General features: G+C 51.8%; 14 protein-coding genes and 1 other RNA gene. 12 read left to right on the forward strand and 3 right to left on the reverse strand.

Features of this window, described 5'->3' with window-relative positions:
- Nucleotides 1–37: 37 nt before the first annotated feature.
- The 5 genes from rpoD to rnpB all read left to right on the forward strand — a co-directional run bounded on the left by rpoD (nt 38) and on the right by rnpB (nt 4,433).
- Nucleotides 38–1,171, forward strand: a complete 1,134-nt coding sequence (gene rpoD / locus NYE29_RS17930) for an RNA polymerase sigma factor RpoD (protein ID WP_038595416.1) — start codon at nt 38–40, stop codon at nt 1,169–1,171.
- Nucleotides 1,172–1,264: 93 nt separating this feature from the next.
- On the forward strand, nt 1,265–2,089 hold the full coding sequence (locus NYE29_RS17935; protein ID WP_076109083.1) for a hypothetical protein: 825 nt from the start codon (nt 1,265–1,267) through the stop codon (nt 2,087–2,089).
- Nucleotides 2,086–2,865: a tRNA (adenine(22)-N(1))-methyltransferase gene (locus NYE29_RS17940; RefSeq protein WP_340896945.1), complete on the forward strand. Its 780-nt coding sequence runs from the start codon at nt 2,086–2,088 to the stop codon at nt 2,863–2,865. The genes NYE29_RS17935 and NYE29_RS17940 overlap by 4 nt, the downstream gene beginning before the upstream one ends.
- Complete coding sequence (locus NYE29_RS17945; RefSeq protein WP_340896946.1) at nt 2,841–3,956, forward strand: Nif3-like dinuclear metal center hexameric protein; 1,116 nt, start codon at nt 2,841–2,843, stop codon at nt 3,954–3,956. Before NYE29_RS17940 ends, NYE29_RS17945 begins: the two co-directional genes overlap by 25 nt.
- Before the next feature lie 62 nt (nt 3,957–4,018).
- Nucleotides 4,019–4,433: RNase P RNA component class A (gene rnpB, locus NYE29_RS17950), an RNA gene on the forward strand.
- A gap of 142 nt (nt 4,434–4,575) precedes the next feature.
- On the opposite strand, the gene NYE29_RS17955 is transcribed toward rnpB, so the two are convergent.
- Entirely contained in the window at nt 4,576–6,135 is a 1,560-nt protein-coding gene (locus tag NYE29_RS17955) for an IS1182 family transposase (RefSeq protein ID WP_076109080.1), read from the reverse strand.
- Between the two features lie 741 nt (nt 6,136–6,876).
- Complete coding sequence (locus tag NYE29_RS17960) at nt 6,877–8,109, reverse strand: aminotransferase-like domain-containing protein (protein ID WP_340896947.1); 1,233 nt, start codon at nt 8,107–8,109, stop codon at nt 6,877–6,879.
- Nucleotides 8,110–8,201: 92 nt separating this feature from the next.
- Here NYE29_RS17960 and pdxR point away from each other — a divergent pair, with 92 nt between their 5' ends.
- Nucleotides 8,202–9,641 (forward strand): MocR-like pyridoxine biosynthesis transcription factor PdxR, encoded by a 1,440-nt coding sequence (gene pdxR / locus NYE29_RS17965; protein ID WP_076109017.1) that lies wholly within the window; start codon nt 8,202–8,204, stop codon nt 9,639–9,641.
- On the opposite strand, the gene NYE29_RS17970 is transcribed toward pdxR, so the two are convergent.
- Nucleotides 9,638–11,527, reverse strand: coding sequence for a S8 family peptidase (locus NYE29_RS17970; protein ID WP_076109018.1), 1,890 nt, complete (start codon nt 11,525–11,527; stop codon nt 9,638–9,640). The genes pdxR and NYE29_RS17970 overlap by 4 nt on opposite strands.
- A gap of 221 nt (nt 11,528–11,748) precedes the next feature.
- On the opposite strand from NYE29_RS17970, the gene NYE29_RS17975 reads away from it, so the two are divergent.
- From NYE29_RS17975 to thiI, 6 genes are all read left to right on the forward strand, one after another.
- A complete protein-coding gene (locus tag NYE29_RS17975) occupies nt 11,749–12,246 on the forward strand; it encodes a YpuI family protein (RefSeq protein ID WP_076109019.1) in 498 nt (165 codons plus the stop codon).
- Nucleotides 12,247–12,544: 298 nt separating this feature from the next.
- Nucleotides 12,545–12,766, forward strand: coding sequence for a DUF1540 domain-containing protein (locus NYE29_RS17980; protein WP_076109020.1), 222 nt, complete (start codon nt 12,545–12,547; stop codon nt 12,764–12,766).
- A gap of 11 nt (nt 12,767–12,777) precedes the next feature.
- Nucleotides 12,778–13,179, forward strand: a complete 402-nt coding sequence (locus NYE29_RS17985) for a hypothetical protein (RefSeq protein WP_340896948.1) — start codon at nt 12,778–12,780, stop codon at nt 13,177–13,179.
- 202 nt (nt 13,180–13,381) lie between these two features.
- Nucleotides 13,382–14,092 (forward strand): lytic transglycosylase domain-containing protein, encoded by a 711-nt coding sequence (locus NYE29_RS17990; RefSeq protein ID WP_076109022.1) that lies wholly within the window; start codon nt 13,382–13,384, stop codon nt 14,090–14,092.
- A 177-nt stretch (nt 14,093–14,269) separates the two neighbouring features.
- Nucleotides 14,270–15,421 (forward strand): cysteine desulfurase family protein, encoded by a 1,152-nt coding sequence (locus tag NYE29_RS17995; RefSeq protein WP_076109023.1) that lies wholly within the window; start codon nt 14,270–14,272, stop codon nt 15,419–15,421.
- 3 nt (nt 15,422–15,424) lie between these two features.
- Complete coding sequence (gene thiI, locus NYE29_RS18000) at nt 15,425–16,711, forward strand: tRNA uracil 4-sulfurtransferase ThiI (RefSeq protein WP_076109024.1); 1,287 nt, start codon at nt 15,425–15,427, stop codon at nt 16,709–16,711.
- Nucleotides 16,712–16,751: the final 40 nt, after the last annotated feature.

Raw genomic sequence — 16,751 nt, forward strand, 5'->3', positions numbered from 1 at the left:
ATTGACAGGATGTACCTAGGGAGGAGGGAGTCGAATTATGGCGAACGATCAGCACACTGAACTGGAAGCAGAATTTACTCTGGATCAGGTTAAGGACCAGCTTATTGAGCACGGCAAGAAAAGATCATCATTGAACTACAAAGATATTATGGAGAAATTGTCGCCGTTTGATCAAGACCCCGAGCAGATGGAGGAATTCTACGAGCAGCTCAGCGACCTCGGCATCGAGGTTGTAAATGAGAATGACGAGGAAGGTTCGCCGCTCCGCCAGAGCGAGGACAACGAGAATAGCGACTCTGACGACTTCAGCTTTGACGACGATTTGTCGCTGCCGCCGGGAATCAAAATTAACGACCCCGTCCGGATGTATCTGAAGGAAATCGGACGTGTGCCGTTGCTCTCGGCTGACGATGAAGTCGAACTGGCCATGAGAATCAAAAATGGTGATGAAGAAGCGAAACGCCGGCTGGCCGAAGCGAATCTGCGGCTTGTTGTCAGTATCGCCAAGCGTTATGTTGGACGCGGCATGCTGTTCCTGGATTTGATCCAGGAGGGCAATATGGGTCTGATCAAAGCGGTTGAGAAATTTGACCACAATAAAGGGTTCAAATTCAGTACCTATGCCACTTGGTGGATTCGCCAGGCCATTACGCGGGCTATCGCTGACCAGGCGCGGACAATCCGTATTCCAGTGCATATGGTGGAGACCATCAACAAGCTGATTCGTGTCTCCCGTCAGCTGCTGCAAGAGCTTGGACGCGAGCCTTCGCCGGAAGAAATTGCGGCTGAAATGGAATTGACGGTTGAGAAAGTCAGAGAAATCATGAAGATTGCCCAAGAGCCGGTTTCCCTGGAAACACCAATCGGTGAAGAGGATGATTCGCATCTGGGCGATTTCATTGAGGATCAGGAGGCGCTTGCTCCTGCGGATGCAGCAGCCTATGAACTGCTGAAGGAACAGCTGGAGGATGTGCTGGACACGCTCACCGAGCGTGAAGAGAACGTGCTTCGTCTTCGTTTCGGTCTGGATGACGGACGGACGAGAACGCTTGAGGAAGTGGGTAAAGTATTCGGCGTAACCCGTGAGCGGATCCGCCAGATTGAAGCAAAAGCGCTGCGTAAGCTGCGCCACCCAAGCCGCAGCAAACGGCTTAAAGATTTCCTCGAATAGGTTTTATAAACCGGACCTTCTGCTGCACGGTGGCAGGAGGTCCTTTTATCTTGAGATACACCTAAGTAAAGGTGTGAAAAGAGGGATTAGCCGTTGAATTTGGAAAAACGAGAAATTATATTAAGAGAAATTCATTACTGGAGAAGGAGCAAGCTACTGCCTGAGCAGTATTGCGACTTCTTGACCAACCTTTACGATGATGAGAAGGAGATCAAAGACAGCAATCCGATCTCGCTGAAAAATCTTCAGCAGGGCAGCATCAAAATATGGTTGTTTGGTTTTGGAATTATTTCCTTGATTTTCTTGATTAGTCTTTATTTTAGCGTTTTTCCTTGGCCTTTGCAACTTGCCACAGCTCTATGTGTACTAATTGTTTGTTACGGCTACTCGGCTATTTACCGGGACCGGAACCACATGATCAGTCTTGTTTTGGCAGGGTTTGGCAGTGTACTGACGATAGGATTTGGCCTCTGGCTCATTGCTCTGCATGATCTGAACGCGGACTTTTGGCGGCCGCTGCTGATCGCAGGATGCGGCCTATTGTGGGTGATACTCGGCTTCACATTGCGCATAGGCTTGCTGCACTATTGCGGGTTTGCCTTCTGGGCCCTGCTCTATGCCGGGTTCTCCGGCCAAATGCGCCCTGATGCTTCGGTCCTGGAGCTTGAACTGCTCTGGCTGCCGCTCTGTATTCTGATGGTCTGGCTGAGCTGGCTGTTGTACCACAGGATCAAAGGGGTTTCAGGGGTGTATTTGGGTGTCGGAGTGTCGCTGTGGCTGATGCCGGAGATTGATGCGCTGTGGCTCAGACCGGATTATCCGGAATGGGTGTCGCTAGTGTTAATATTCAAGATTGCAGCCGGCCTTGCGCTGCTGTTTATTTTCCGAAAAAAATGGATAACGTGGGTGGCCTCATGAACAACGTAAAATTATCAAACCGGCTCCAGCTTGTGCTGGAGCAGATTCCAACAGGCAGCAAACTTGCCGATATCGGCTCGGATCATGCCCTGCTTCCGGTAGCAGCCTTGAGAAGCGGGAAAGCGGTCTCTGCAATAGCAGGTGAAGTCAATCCAGGACCTTATGAAGCAGCACGTAGAGGTGTGGCGGAGGCGGGCCTGGGCAAACAGATTGAGGTGCGGCGCGGAGACGGTCTCGAAGTGCTGGAGCCGGGTGAAGCTGACTGCATCTCCATCGCCGGAATGGGCGGCGCATTGATTGCCGCTATCCTGGACCGCGGCAAAAGCCTCGGCAAGCTTGCAGGTGTAAAGCTGCTTGCGCTGCAGCCAAATGTGGGCGAAGATATTCTGCGCCGCTGGCTGCTGAACAACCACTGGGTGCTTACAGCAGAGCATATCCTGGAAGAAGACGGGAAAATATATGAAATACTGACGGCGGTCCCTGAGGGTGAAGCTGCAGGGATCACAAATGAGCAGCTTTATCATGAACAGCAGCTTGCTGGTGGCAACCTGGTATGCAGCAAGGAGCTGCTTCTGCAAATGGGGCCTTGGCTGCTGCAAGCGCCAAACGCCGTATTTACTGCCAAATGGCAGAGTGAGATTGCAAAATTGGAAGGGATTCTGGCTTCACTGTCCCGCTCGGAGCTTGAATCTGCGGAAGAAAAGCGCAGCAGGATCACGGCACAGATCACAACAATCTCGGAGGTGCTGGAATGTACGCCAAAGGACAAACTGTAATCGGGTATATGGAGCAGCTTGCCCCGAAACATCTGGCTGAGGAATGGGACAACATCGGCCTTCAGCTGGGCAGCCTGCAGAAAGAAATTACCGGCGTGCTGGTTGCACTGGACGTCAACGACAACATTGTGGACGAAGCGATTGCTCAGGGCTGTAACCTGATCATCGCCCATCATGCGATTATCTTTCGTCCGCTTAAGGGGATACAGACCGAAACACCGATGGGCAAGCTCTATGAGAAGCTGATCAAAAATGATATTGCCGTATATATCAGCCATACCAACCTGGATGTCGCTGAAGGCGGGATGAACGATTGGATGGCGGAAGCGCTTGGCATCGAGAATGGTGCGCCGATCAAGGACATTCATACCGAGCAGTTGTCCAAGCTGGTTGTATTCGTGCCGAAGGATCATCACCAGAAGGTGCTGGACGCCATCCTGAATGCCGGTGCAGGCTGGATTGGCAACTACAGCCATTGCAGCTTCAACATCGAAGGCTACGGCACCTTTATTCCGCGTGAAGGCTCGGAACCTTATATTGGAGAAGCGGGTAAAATGGAACGCGCCGAGGAAGTCCGCATTGAAACGATCGTGCCGCTGTCTATCCGCAATAAAGTAGTTCAGGCGATGCTTAAAGCTCATCCTTACGAAGAGGTGGCGTATGATCTTTATTCCATGGACCTTAAAGGCCGCAGCCTCGGACTCGGCAGAGTAGGCAAGCTTAAGGAGCCAACAACGCTTGGCGAATTTATCGAGACAGTCAAAACCGGCCTGAAGGTCGATCACGTTCGTGTTGTGGGCGATTTGAACCGCCCCATCCGCAAAGCGGCTGTGATGGGCGGCTCGGGGGCGAAGTATTATAACAGCGCCATCTTCAAAGGAGCCGATGTACTGGTGACTGGCGATGTCGATTATCATACGGCTCAAGATGCTTACTTGGCCGGCATCTCATTAATTGATCCGGGACATAATGCGGAGAAGATTATGAAGGAGAAAGTGGCCAGGTGGATTCAGGGCAAGCTGGCTGAGCATAAGTACGGCACAGCGGTGTATGCTTCGCAGATTGATACAGAGCCTTTCAAATTCCTGTAGATTCCCTTTATTTACACTTGTGCAGGTTGCGGCAAATCTGTATAATATACAATGTTGATCGGGAAGTTTGACAGACAATCGCCGGTGTGCGTGAAGACGCCGCGGGAGGAAAGTCCGGGCTCCACAAGGCAGGGTGCTGGATAACATCCAGTCGGCGCGAGCCGAAGGATAGTGCCACAGAAATGGACCGCCGATGGCCGCTTTCGGGCGGCACAGGCAAGGATGGAACCGAGGTGTAAGAGACCCCGAGGAACGCTGGTGACTTCGTTCCTGGTAAACCCCATCTGGAGCAAGACCTAATGAGACGCAGCGCTTCCTTAACCGGAAGAGCAGCCTTCGCCTGAGGCGTGTCTAGGTTGGTCGCTGGAGCTGTGCAGTAATGTATGGCCTAGATAGATGATTGTCGCTTATGGTGGGAGGGTAGTTCCCGTTTGAACCACGACGAGCACAGAACCCGGCTTACGGCAAACTTTCCTAACTGACAACTCTTATGAATTGTTATTCTGTGAAGCTTATATACGACAGACAGCGGCTGTCTCAAAAGTAGATTTTCTATGAGCGGAGACAGGCCACCTTCAATTTTAAAAGCATAAAAGTCAATAGAGCAGCGCTCCTCCTGTTATTGGAGGAGCGCTGCTCTATGTTTTTGGTCCATGGCTGCTCGCTTCAGTAGATTGTGGGCAAGCGAAAGCCAACCGACCTCTAGCGTCACTTTTTCTATCCCGCGAAGCAGAAAACGCCGGAAGCCCCGGTTATTTTTTAGTTGTCCAAATACACTTTCTGGCTCCGTCATTCGACGTACAGCTAAGGCGTAGCCCTCTTCACTCCGCAACCATTCCCGCGCTTGGTTCTGGTATCGCAGCCGTTCCAGACTGACGACCACCTCCCGATTTCCTGCCGCTTTCGTGCAACGCTCCTTTAGGGGGCAGCCGTCACAGGAGCTGCTTCGGTAATGACGTCTACGAATTTCATAGCCGTTCTCTAAGGTCTCCTTGCTTTCCCTGTGGAAATGCAGCATTTTCCCGGCTGGGCACGTCCAGTTATCCTCGGCTGCATCGTATGTCCAGTTCTCGATTTTACCAACATTCGTTTTCCAGGCCTTGCTCTTTTCCTTGTGGTAGCTGCCGTACTTCACCACCGCCTGAATCTCTTTCTTTTCCAGATAGGCGTAGTTTTCTTCGCTGCCGTAGCCTGCATCCGCAATGACTGTCTTTGGCAGTTTTCCGAGGATCTGCTGCGCTTTTTCCATATGCGGCTCTAAACAGCGGGTGTCGGTCGGTCTTTGGTGTAAACTGTAGGCTAAAATAAATTGGTTTTCGGTCCCGATTTGCACATTGTATCCCGGTTTCAGCTGGCCATTTCGCATGTGGTCTTCTTTCATCCGCATAAACGTTGCATCTGGATCTGTCTTGCTGAAACTGTTCCGGTCACCAAGCAGCTTTTGGTATTGTTCGTACTTCAGCAGTCGGGGAAGCCAATCCTTGCGCAGCTTCCGAACAGCCTTTTTCAAGGGCTTGTCTTTCGGTTTTTTGGCCAGCTGAGCTTCGAGCTTTTGCACCACCTGTTCAAGTTTCACGCTGCTCACTTCGGAATCTGTGCCGAGTTCAGCCAGATCTTTACCTGGATTCCCTTGTTCTTCCTGCTCTTCTGCCGTTTCAATGTCAGCGAACAGGGCATGTACCTTATCCTGCAGTGTGGCTTTGTGTTTACTGACGGCTTTCCCCCAAACAAACGTGTAGCGATTGGCGTTCGCCTCGATTTTGGTTCCGTCCACAAAGTAATGCTCGAGGGAAACGTATTTTTCGTCAGCCAGAAACTGAAGCACGGCGGTAAATACGGTTTCGAGAACGTTCTTCATCCGCTGGGAACGAAATCGATTCAACGTCCGAAAGTCTGGCCGCTGCCGACCGGCGAGCCACATGAAGGGGATGTTCTCCCGAATGGATTTGGCGATTTGGCGAGAGGAATAGATGCGCTGCGTGTAGGCGTAAATAATGACTTTGGTCAGCATTTTAGGATGGTAGCTGTCACGGCCACCACCCGGGTAGGCCACGTCAAAAATGCCGTCGTCCAGCCGGTTAACGGCGGCGTTGACGATACGAACGAGGTGATGTTCTGGAATATCTTCCTCCAGATCCATTGGCAAGCAAAGTTGGTCCATGGTATATTGAATGTACAAAAGAAACCTCTCCTTTGAAATGGTTGTGTGGTAACTCCATTTTACCAAAGGATGGTTTCTTTTTTTTGCGTTTTTTAAAGATTGTAGATCCAATTCCCGCTTAAACAGCGGAGAGGACGGAACGATTGTGGAGAAGCGGCAGCGGTCGCCTTTGTCCCCGGATTTTCACCGCTAAGGAGAATAAATAAAATCTGGGGACAACAGCGATTGGAACAACGGTCCGTTCGCGGAGCGTCCACCCAAAAAGCTTACGTATCTCCTACGTTAAAAAAGGGCTGACACAAGCAGCCATTTCATGGCTTTTGGGTCAGCCCCTTTTTTAACGCCTTAGTTCAAAGATGAAAAAGACCGCATCGCTCCCTGTTTGCACGAGGACGGTACGATCTTTTTGTTGTTTTAGATGATCACTCTGGCGGACCTCAGTGACGTTATTTACGCGATAATACTCTTTTTGTCGTAGAAGCGGACTCAGGCGGCGTTATTTACTAAAATAGTGAGGTTAATAGCGGTTCTATTGCTAAATAACTGCACTGGAGTCCGCACCAGGCATTATTGAGCTGATTTTTGACAAATTAGGTCTCTGGAGTCCGTGCCAATAGCAGATCATATAGAGTCTTCGGGCAAGAATAGTGTTTTCCCAAAATTTCACCTTCAGACTAAGCACGAACGTGCCGGAGTATTCCTGGATGGCTGTTCTAGCAGAAGCAACAATTCCTGACAGCCAACGCAGCAGGGGCTCTATTATTCCAGCGTCGGCGTGAGCGTTGTCTCCAGGCTCTGGGAGTACTGGCTGATGGCCTGTTCCAGCCGCCCTAGAGCGAGCGGAACCAGCTCCGGCGGAGTATGGGTGAAGTTAAGCCGCATTGCATTTTTCACCGGCTTGGCGGAATAGAACACTTCACCGGGTACAAAGGCTACACCTTGCTCCACGGCGAATGGAAGCAGCCCGGTAGTGTTAATAGCGGTGGATAGCTTCAGCCACAGGAACATACCGCCCCGGGGTTCTTCGAACTTTGCGTCTTCCCAGCCGCGCGACGCCAGCTCGGCTGAGAGCTGCTTCATCCGTGAATGGTATTCCCGGGAGATAAGACGGATATGTCCCTCAAGGTCAAAGACCCGAAGCAGTTCATAGAGGGCACGCTGGTCTATGGTGCTGGAATGCAGGTCGGCTGCCTGCTTCGCTTTGGCAACTACCCGGATCAGCTCAGCCGGGCCGATAATCCAGCCGGTACGCAGGGCAGGTGCGACTATCTTGGAGAATGTTCCCGTGTAGACGACACAGGAATCCTCTCCGCAGCTTCTGTCGATCGCTGCCAGTGATGGAGGATAAGCATCAGCGGAGTCGTCGAACTTAATTTCACCGTAAGGGTTGTCTTCAAGAATCAGCACGCCATATCGTCGGCACAGGGAGACCACTTGTTCACGGCGTTCCTTGCTCCAGGTTGCCCCGGAGGGGTTGTTGAAGGTAGGAACGGCATAGAGCAGCTTGGGGCGGTGTGTGCGAAGCTGCTCCTCCAGATGGTCCGGCAGCATGCCGGATTCATCGCTCTGAACAATGTGAATGTCCGCCCGGTAGGAGTTCATCACCTGCAAGGCTGCCATATAAGTTGGAGCTTCCACGAGGACAGCATCTCCGGGATCAAGCAATATTTTGCACAGCAGGTCGATGGCTTGCTGGGAGCCTGTGGTGAGGAGCATTTCCGAGATATCGGTGGGGATACCCTGACGGGTCAGCCTGGCCGCAACCTGCTCACGCAGCGGAATATAGCCTTCGGTCAGACCATATTGCAGTGCCGATGTCTCGCCGGCAAGAGCGCGGCTGTAAGCCTCACGAACAGCCTCCACCGGGAAGAAGTCTTCGGCGGGCAGCCCGCCTGCCAGCGAAATGATGTCTTTGCCTTGGGTAATCTTCAGAATCTCGCGCACTGCCGAGGATCCCAGATGTTCCGTCATCGTAGAGTAATTGATCTTCATAAAAATGCTCCCCGCTTTACAATTTTGTTGTATCATAACGGCATAGCGGTATAACAGTAAAGCGTTGAATATAACAGTGGGGGGAAGCGCAGATGCATATTGATTTACTCCGCAGCGGCAGTAAATCTCTGCCGCAGCAAATCAGCGAAACGATGGCCCAGCGGATCACTTCGGGATTGCTGCAGCCGGGAGCCCGCCTGCCTTCCGTGAGAAATCTGGCATCTTCCCTGAAGGTAAGCCAGGTAACGGTAAGCAAAGCTTATGCTGAACTGGAAAGTCACGGGCATATCAGCTGCAGCCAGGGAAAGGGCTGCTTTGTAGCCGAGAGAGCGCGAATGTCCCTGGATGCTGGAACGGGGTGGCAGGACGGGTATGACGACTTTTTGCCGCGGGCCCAGCTATGGCGTAATTTTGATTATTCGAAGGTGGAATATCCTTTCCATATGGCGGCGATTCATGGCGATCTGCTTCCGCTGGATTCTATCGGCGCGACTATGTCAACGCTTGTGACCGAACAGCCGGAGCTAATGGCTTCGTACGGCAATTTCCAGGGGGATCTGGAGCTGCGGGAAGTGATGTGCAGACATCTGCAAGGTCATGGAATCCATCTGCGCTCATCTGATTTAATGATCACGAGCGGAACCCAGCAGGGTATTGATCTGGTGGCCCGGACGTTTGTCGGACCCGGGGATACCGTGTATCTGGAAGCGCCCAGCTATACGGGGGCTATAGATGTTTTTGCCGGCCGGGGGGCGGAGATGATCTTTGTGCCCATGGACAACGAAGGGATGAAAGTGGATGTGCTCACTAAACTATGCGACCGGAGACCGCCGAAGCTAATCTATACCAATCCTACGTTCCAGAATCCGAGCGGCGTCACGATGAGCATCTCAAGAAGACAGCGGCTGCTGGAACTCGCCAGAAGCTACCGCTGTCTCATTGTGGAGGATGATCCCTTCAGTGATCTGTATTTCCGCAAGCCGCCTCCGCCTTCGATCAAATCGATGGATGCAGAAGGGCATGTTGTGTACATGAAAAGCTTCAGCAAAGTCATTGCCCCAGGCTGCAGAATTGCCTGCGTTGCCGCCGGAGGCAACATTCTCTCCCGGCTGATTGCCGCCAAATCGGCGAGTGACCTCGGCAGTCCGCTGCTGAACCAGAAGGCGGTGCTTCCGTTCATCGCGCGTAAATATGAGGCTTATGCTGAGCAGCTACGGACCGCGCTGCGGGGACGCATGGAGAAAGCGGCAAAACTGCTGAAACAGCATGCCCCTCAGGGAGTGTCCTGGAATCTGCCTGAGGGCGGGCTGAATTTGTGGCTGCAGCTGCCCACGGCCAGCGGCATCAGCAGGCTGCATGAGCTGGCAGAGCAGGAGGGCATCTCTTTCCTTCCTGGAGATGTCTGCTACTCCGGAGAGGTCCCGTCCCGGCATATCCGGCTATGTTACTCGCAGATGAAGGAAGCGGATATGGAACGCGGGCTGCGGCTGTTCCTGAGGCTCTTGGACAAGCATCTCAGCTCTGTCCGTTAATTGCTGCTCTCCAGACTGTGCTGCATGGATTTCAATTGACGATCGACATGCTGCGGGAATAGCTGCAGCGGAACTACACTTCCTCCGGCTGCCCGGAGTGTTCTATAGATATCGACCTGCCCCCAGCCATAATATTTATCATGGCCGGTATCGCCGAGGTCGACGGCATTCGAAATCATCAGCTCCATGACCTCCTTATTGGTCAGCGCCGGGTTCAGCGAACGTACAAGTCCCGCGAGCGCAGCAACATGGGGGCTGGCCATGGAGGTGCCGGACAAAGCTGCATACTGGTTGTCGGGATAGGTGCTGGCGATGCTTTCCCCGGGTGCGGTGACATCGATGTAATCCCCGTAGTTGGAGAAAGAAGCTTTTTCTCCATTAGCGTTAGTCGCGGCAACCGCCAGAACTTCCTCATAAGCAGCGGGAAATCCCGGACGTTCAGTGTTATCGTTGCCCGCTGCGGAAACGATAACGACATCGCGGTCATAGGCATACTTAATCGCATCATGCAGAAACTGCGAATCGGCATAGTTGCCGAGGCTGAGATTGATCACCTTGGCTCCGTTGTCGGCTGCCCAAATAATACCCTCAGCGACGGAATACGTGGTGCCCGCACCGGAGTTGTCCAGCGCTTTGACTGGAAGGATTTTATTGTACCAGCTGATGCCGGCCACTCCCTCCTCGTTGTTGATCACCGCGCCGATAATGCCGGCTACATGGGTTCCATGCCCCACATCGTCATCCGGTGTCGAACCTTTTGCGATCGCGTTATATCCAGCCAGGAGCTGGCCCTGGAGGTCTGGATGGCTTGCCTGTACGCCGGTATCGACCACAGCCACAACCACTTCCTTGCTGCCTTTGGACAAATTCCAGCCTTGCTCTGTTTCAATAGCCGGCAAATTCCATTGGTAGGTAGAGAACAACAGATCATTGGGTGTAATTACACTTGCTCCTGTATTTTCGACTGCGGTCTCATTGGTTAAATACATATAGTGAGGCTCTGTATATTCAGGCTGCCATTTAGAGGTGAAGTAGGTTTTAAGCTCGGCATAGTTCATTTTATCCGAACGGAAAATATAGGCATATCCCAATTTGCGCGGCTCCTTGCAGCGGATGTCCGCAGTTATAGTCTGGATCTGTCCTGCAGTGAGATGACCGTTCTTAAAGCGTACGACGATTTCATTCTCGTAGAAATGGCTGGCGTTCTCGTTATCATGGCCGGTCTTGACGGTGATATCCTTCAAAGTATCAGCATGAACCGATTCCACCCGGTATTTACCTTCCTTCGGATAAGGAATCAGGCGCAGATTTTTGAGCTGATGATCGGCGACACGGTCAAGGATCTTCTGATTAATCAGGGCAATGACACCAATTTTTCTATCCTGATCACGCTGAGCCATGAAATAATATTTCTTCTGACCGATGATGAAGGAAGGGGATTCATAAGATTGATGGCCTCTGATCGCTGATTTTGCCGTGTTCAGGTACTTTAGCAGCTGTTTATTCTCCTGATCGCTGCCCTCCGGCAGTGAGGATTTGAAGGTATGTGTTTGCTGGGTAACGAAATCGATCCAGATGAGCATGGTGATATGCCCGTGTCCTTGCTGCAGACGTTTGGCATATGCTGAAATATCTCGGGGCGCTGCGCCATGCGTATCAGCAAGCATTGTTCTTAGGTGTTTGCCGACGTCGGTCCGGTTCAGCTGGTCTGTTGCCTTAACATCCTGAACCAGGGAAGTTTTCTTGACTGTTTTTTCCTGTGAGGGATTAGGCACGGCTGCTTGTTTCAGCTTTCCGTCTCCTTCAGGCCGCAACGCAAACGTCAGTAGAACTACCGTGAACGCAGCGGTGACTAAACCGGCGACGGTTAAATTTTTACGGGACATATTTTCCGCTCCTTCATGGCATCGTAATAGCTATAGGTTTAGAAGAGAGCGCCCGTTTTATGCATCACAGAAAAGGATACCGCGTCCCAAGGTTTTATGTTAATATCAAAAAGTAATAGGACAATTAAGTTGCAAGGAAATAAGCAATACCTATTGAGAATGACTACAAGAAGTTGAAAATGACTACAAGAAGCAAGGACTAATAAGGGGGAGCACTCGCCATGTCAGCAGCCAATGTGCAGAAATTGTGTGAAACGACGAGAGAAAAACTTAAATCCGTGATCGGTAAAATGGAATTATTCCTCAACAACCATGCCCTGCCTCAGCTAGTAACCGAAGAAGATGAAGAAACGGTAACTTTCTATCAAGGTTTCCTGTCCGATCTCCGCCACCTGCTGGTATTCTCGGAAATGTCTTATGAGAAGCTGGGAGTTGCCCTGCGCCGCGCCACATTTGACGAAGCTTTCGCGCAAAAAGCGCTATATAATGTATATCATTATGGAGTCAACAATTTCTTTTATCCAAAGAATGAGAGTTACTCCGAGGACGGCCGTTACGCTTATACAGGCCAGGATGCCATCCGTTTCCGCAAAAAGCCTGTTCGTCCGGCCCGTGATATTATTATGGAGATTACCAAAGTCTATGAAGAGCTGCGTGATGACCTCAATTATTATGAGAATGATTATTTAACTGAAAAGCGTATGCAAAACCAGGTTTAACATCTTATGTCATATTTCACGAAATTCAAAGGATCGTTTCAGTCATGTACACATGGCGGAACGGTCTTTTTTTGTAAATATAAGCATTTATATGTTTGACACGATAACTTATCCTTCTATTTCTCGCTGAAACGGTACCGTCCTTTTGAGGACGGCAAAGCCGTTTCCACTTGATTGATTAAGTTTTCTGCAAAGCGTTGGGATACAGTGTTTTTTGTGGGTTTTGTGGAGGGGACTGGCACCTTATCAACCGCATAGAGAGGAAATTCCACGGACATAATGAACCTGAGGTGATCACATGACAACCGCAAAACCGCTTGTAAGATGCAGTGTGAGCAACTGTCATTATTGGGGTGAACAGAACTTATGCCGGGCCGAGGAGATCGTTATTGAAATCGACAAGCATGCAGGCAGCGGGTTCAAGGAAGAATATGCCGAAGAGCTGATGGCTAACAATCATCATGATCTTGCCGGAACTTCGTCCGCGACCTGCTGTCTGACCTTCAAGCCTAACAACTAGGAGGCCTGAAAATGGACAAACACAGTGATAAATCCAAACTTGACCCGTCCGAAAGGAAAAAAATCATCCTGCGTCCGCGTAGAGTGGATTATCCCCGGCGGGACCGGACCCACAATGAAGAATATGCCTCGGAGGTAAGCCCGCTTCCGGCACACATTCACAGCACAGGCGGCAAAACAGCCGAGACTAAGGAGCACAGTGAGACAGAGACCGGCAGTAAAAGTATGGGGAGGGTCGGGCTGGGGTTCGGGATTGCCTCCTTGTTCATCTGGTCGGTCATTCTTGGTCCCGTAGCTGCCATACTTGGGTACTATGCTTACGCCAAAGGGCAAAAAACTACCGGCGCATGGGCAATGGGACTGGGGATTGTATCCACACTCAGCTATTTTGTCATGATACCATTTGCCCGCTAACGTAAGAAGAAACCAGAAGCAATGAATTCAAAACAGGCTTTTAGACCTAACTATGAGGGTCTGAAGTCTGTTTTTTCATGTCAGCATATAGCAATTATTATGATTCGACTGTAAAATAAAGTCGTATTTTAAATTTAAATTGAGTTTCTTTAAGGCTAGGAATTTTATATAGAGGATCAGCAGAAGGAAAGGAAAGTGCAATATGGCGATCAATCCGGCTTCAGGGAGCGGAGTTGGGCAACTAAGATGGGTGAACTTAAGAAGTTCAAGCCTCAAAAGTGAAACAGGAAAAAATTCCAGTGAAGTATCGGGTTCAACGTCAGCGGAGTTTTCCGCTTTGCTGCAGGAGCGGACGTTGCAGTCGGGGGATAAGGACAGCGCCACTGCACTGAATCCCCTTGGAGACAGCTCCTCCCTAAGCGTTCTGCTGTGGCAGCAGCTTGGAGGGACAAGCGATTCCTATAACGCAATTTCCGGGGAAATAACGGAAACCAAGCCCACCGATTATGAAGAGCTGATTCAGACGGCCAGTACGAAGTATGGTGTTCCGGTTGACTTGATCAAGGCAGTAATCGATACGGAATCCTCGTTCAACCCCAATGTCGTTTCTTCGGCAGGAGCGAAGGGATTGATGCAGCTGATGGATGGCACGGCGAATGGCCTCGGCGTTTCCGACCCCTTTGATCCGGCTCAGAGCATTGACGGCGGGGTACGTTATTTATCGTATCAGCTGAAGCGTTTTGACGGGCAGGAGAAGATGGCACTGGCCGCTTATAATGCCGGTCCCGGACGGGTAAACAAGCTCGGAGTCAACAGTGACCAGGAGCTGATGGAGAAGCTTTCCCAGCTTCCGGAGGAAACCCAGGCCTATATTCTCAAAATAGAACGCGCCCGAGCTGAGTACGGGGTATAATAAAAAGGATCAAATGGTGTCGTCTGGACCACTCTGGTGGCGGGACCCGTTTGATCCTTTTTTCCGGATATAAGAAAGTACAGGCACCAAGACTTTATAAGTTCAGCCGGATCAGTTATTCTATATTCTCGCGCATGAGCTTATCAGCACAGAAGCAAGCAAAGGAGAGACCGATATATGCTGTACTGGGATTATGCCGCTGCCGCACCCCCATATGAAGAAGTAGTGCAGACGATGGAGCAGATTATGAAGCAGCATTATGCCAATCCCTCGTCGCTGCACCGTGCAGGTACGGAAGCCGACCGGCTTATCAAACGTTCACGCGAAGTCTGCGCAGCCGCGCTCGGAGTGAATCCGCAGGAGATTCTGTTCACCTCTGGCGCTACCGAAAGCAACAACCTTGCGGTAAAAGGCGCAGCTCTGCAGTATCAGAGCAGAGGACGCCATATCGTGACTACGGAAATAGAGCATCCTTCGGTCTATGAGAGCTGCCTGCAGCTGCAAAACATGGGCTGGGAGGTCACCTTTGTAGCACCGGATAGCTCAGGAATGGTTGAGCCCTCCCGTATTGCCGCTGCGGTGCGCCGGGATACTGTACTTGTCAGCGTGATGCATGTCAATAATGAGGTTGGAACAGTGCAGCCGCTGCTGGAGATTGGACGGCTGGTGAAGGCTGCCAACCACCGGACACTGTTTCATGTGGACGGAGTGCAGGGCTATAGCGGGTTTGAGCCAAGACTGGGTGAGTGGCAGGCTGACCTGTACAGCTTGTCCCCCCACAAAATCCGCGGGCCGCGCGGGGTAGGGCTGCTGTATGTAAGAGAAGGGGTTACACTATTCCCGTTGCTGACTGGCGGCTCCCAGGAGAACGGACTCCGCGCCGGTACGGAAAATGTGCCGGCGGTTGTGGCTTCTGCCAAAGCCGTCCGCATGAGCGGCGAGCGGAGGGAACAGTTTAACAACGTGATGATTCCGCTGCGCAACCGGCTGTTGAAGTTTGTGGCCGGCATCCCGGAATTGAAGGTCAACAGCAGGGAGGACGGAGCTCCGCATATTGTCCATTTCTCTTATCCCGGCATGAAGGGGGAGGTGCTGGCCCGTAAGCTGGAGGAACTGGGGATGGTCGTATCTACCCGTTCGGCCTGCTCCTCGCGGCTGGCCGAGCCGAGCCGGATTCTGCTGTCCATGGGCAGGGATGTTTCCACGGCACTCGGCGGAATCCGCATTAGCCTTGGCGACAGCCATACGGAAGCTGATATTGCCCTGCTGGAGCAGGCGCTGCTTAAGGCTGTACAGGCTTTGAAGATTGTTGAAGGAGGCATGAGATAACCGATGAAAGAGCAGGAAACTGGAACTGCCATAAGCGGCGGAAGCAGTATTGAATATGCAGATATGCTTATACTGAGGTTTGGGGAATTTACACTGAAGGGCAAGAACCGGGCCCGGTTCGAGAAGACGGTGCTGCGCCATGTGAAGGAGATGGTCAAGCCTTATCCCAATGTGGTGCTGAGCAAGGAATTCGGACGGATTTATGTGCAGTTGAACGGTGCGCCGGCCGGCGAGCTGGCGGCGTCGCTGAAGAATGTCTTCGGCATCGCCTCTATTAGTCCGGTCAAGGTCGCTTTATCGGAGTTTGACGATATCCTGTCCGCCAGCCGGACATTCCTGGAGATTATCGCCCCAGCTCCGGGTACTACCTTTAAGGTCAACGCGCGCCGGGTATGGAAGGAGTTCCCGCATGGCTCCATCGAGATGAATAAGCTGATCTCGACTCCTCTGCTGCAAGGCTATCCCGGCCTGATCGTGGATGTGAAATCACCACAGATGGAGCTCAAGATCGAAATCCGCGAGGGGCACACTTATATTTTCTGTGAGAATATCCCCGGGGTCGGAGGGTTTCCGCTGGGAACCAACGGAAAGGCTATGCTCCTCCTGTCCGGCGGTATTGATAGTCCTGTGGCAGGCTGGTCTTCGATGCGCCGCGGTTTGGAAGTGGAGTGTGTCCACTTCTACAGTTATCCTTATACGAGTGAGCTTGCCCGCCAGAAGGTTGTGGATCTTGCGCGGGTGCTGTCGCGTTATGCCGGGGTGATTAAGCTGCATCTCGTTCCGTTTACGGAGGTGCAGACCGCTTTTACGGGGATTGGCCAGGATAACCTGATTATTACGCTGATGAGGCGGGCGATGCTGAAGATTACCACCCGGCTGGCTGAACGGGAAGGGGCGCTTGCGCTTGTTACCGGGGAGAGTCTAGGGCAGGTGGCCAGCCAGACGTTATCCAGCATGAATGTCATCGGACGCGCTACAACGCTGCCACTGCTGCGGCCGCTGGTCATGATGGACAAAAGCGAGATTGTCGAGCTTTCCCAAATGATCGGCACGTATGATCTATCTATCCTGCCTTACGAGGATTGCTGCACGCTATTTGTGCCTAAATCGCCTACGACCAACCCGAATCTGCGGATTGTGGACAAGATTGAAGCGACATTGCCCGGATATGCCGCACGGCTGGATGCAGCTGTCGCGGGGACAGAGACGATTTCCATTACGCCTTACGGGGATGAGAAACCAAGCGATGTAGTTCCGGTGCAAGCCGGGCTGCAGGAAGAGTGGTTCTAACACAATAACAGGGGGCCCGAAACCGTTGACGGATTTTGGG

Source organism: Paenibacillus sp. FSL M7-1046, assembly GCF_038007405.1.
Taxonomy (GTDB): Bacteria; Bacillota; Bacilli; order Paenibacillales; family Paenibacillaceae; genus Paenibacillus_AQ.

Excerpts from the sequence above, each read along its gene's own strand:
- rpoD (WP_038595416.1), top strand. The coding sequence starts at position 38 with ATGGCGAACGATCAGCACACTGAACTGGAAGCAGAATTTACTCTGGAT.
- NYE29_RS17940 (WP_340896945.1), top strand. The coding sequence starts at position 2,086 with ATGAACAACGTAAAATTATCAAACCGGCTCCAGCTTGTGCTGGAGCAG.
- NYE29_RS17945 (WP_340896946.1), top strand. The coding sequence starts at position 2,841 with ATGTACGCCAAAGGACAAACTGTAATCGGGTATATGGAGCAGCTTGCC.
- NYE29_RS17960 (WP_340896947.1), bottom strand. The coding sequence starts at position 8,109 with ATGAAGATCAATTACTCTACGATGACGGAACATCTGGGATCCTCGGCA.
- pdxR (WP_076109017.1), top strand. The coding sequence starts at position 8,202 with ATGCATATTGATTTACTCCGCAGCGGCAGTAAATCTCTGCCGCAGCAA.
- NYE29_RS17970 (WP_076109018.1), bottom strand. The coding sequence starts at position 11,527 with ATGTCCCGTAAAAATTTAACCGTCGCCGGTTTAGTCACCGCTGCGTTC.
- NYE29_RS17975 (WP_076109019.1), top strand. The coding sequence starts at position 11,749 with ATGTCAGCAGCCAATGTGCAGAAATTGTGTGAAACGACGAGAGAAAAA.
- NYE29_RS17980 (WP_076109020.1), top strand. The coding sequence starts at position 12,545 with ATGACAACCGCAAAACCGCTTGTAAGATGCAGTGTGAGCAACTGTCAT.
- NYE29_RS17985 (WP_340896948.1), top strand. The coding sequence starts at position 12,778 with ATGGACAAACACAGTGATAAATCCAAACTTGACCCGTCCGAAAGGAAA.
- NYE29_RS17990 (WP_076109022.1), top strand. The coding sequence starts at position 13,382 with ATGGCGATCAATCCGGCTTCAGGGAGCGGAGTTGGGCAACTAAGATGG.
- NYE29_RS17995 (WP_076109023.1), top strand. The coding sequence starts at position 14,270 with ATGCTGTACTGGGATTATGCCGCTGCCGCACCCCCATATGAAGAAGTA.
- thiI (WP_076109024.1), top strand. The coding sequence starts at position 15,425 with ATGAAAGAGCAGGAAACTGGAACTGCCATAAGCGGCGGAAGCAGTATT.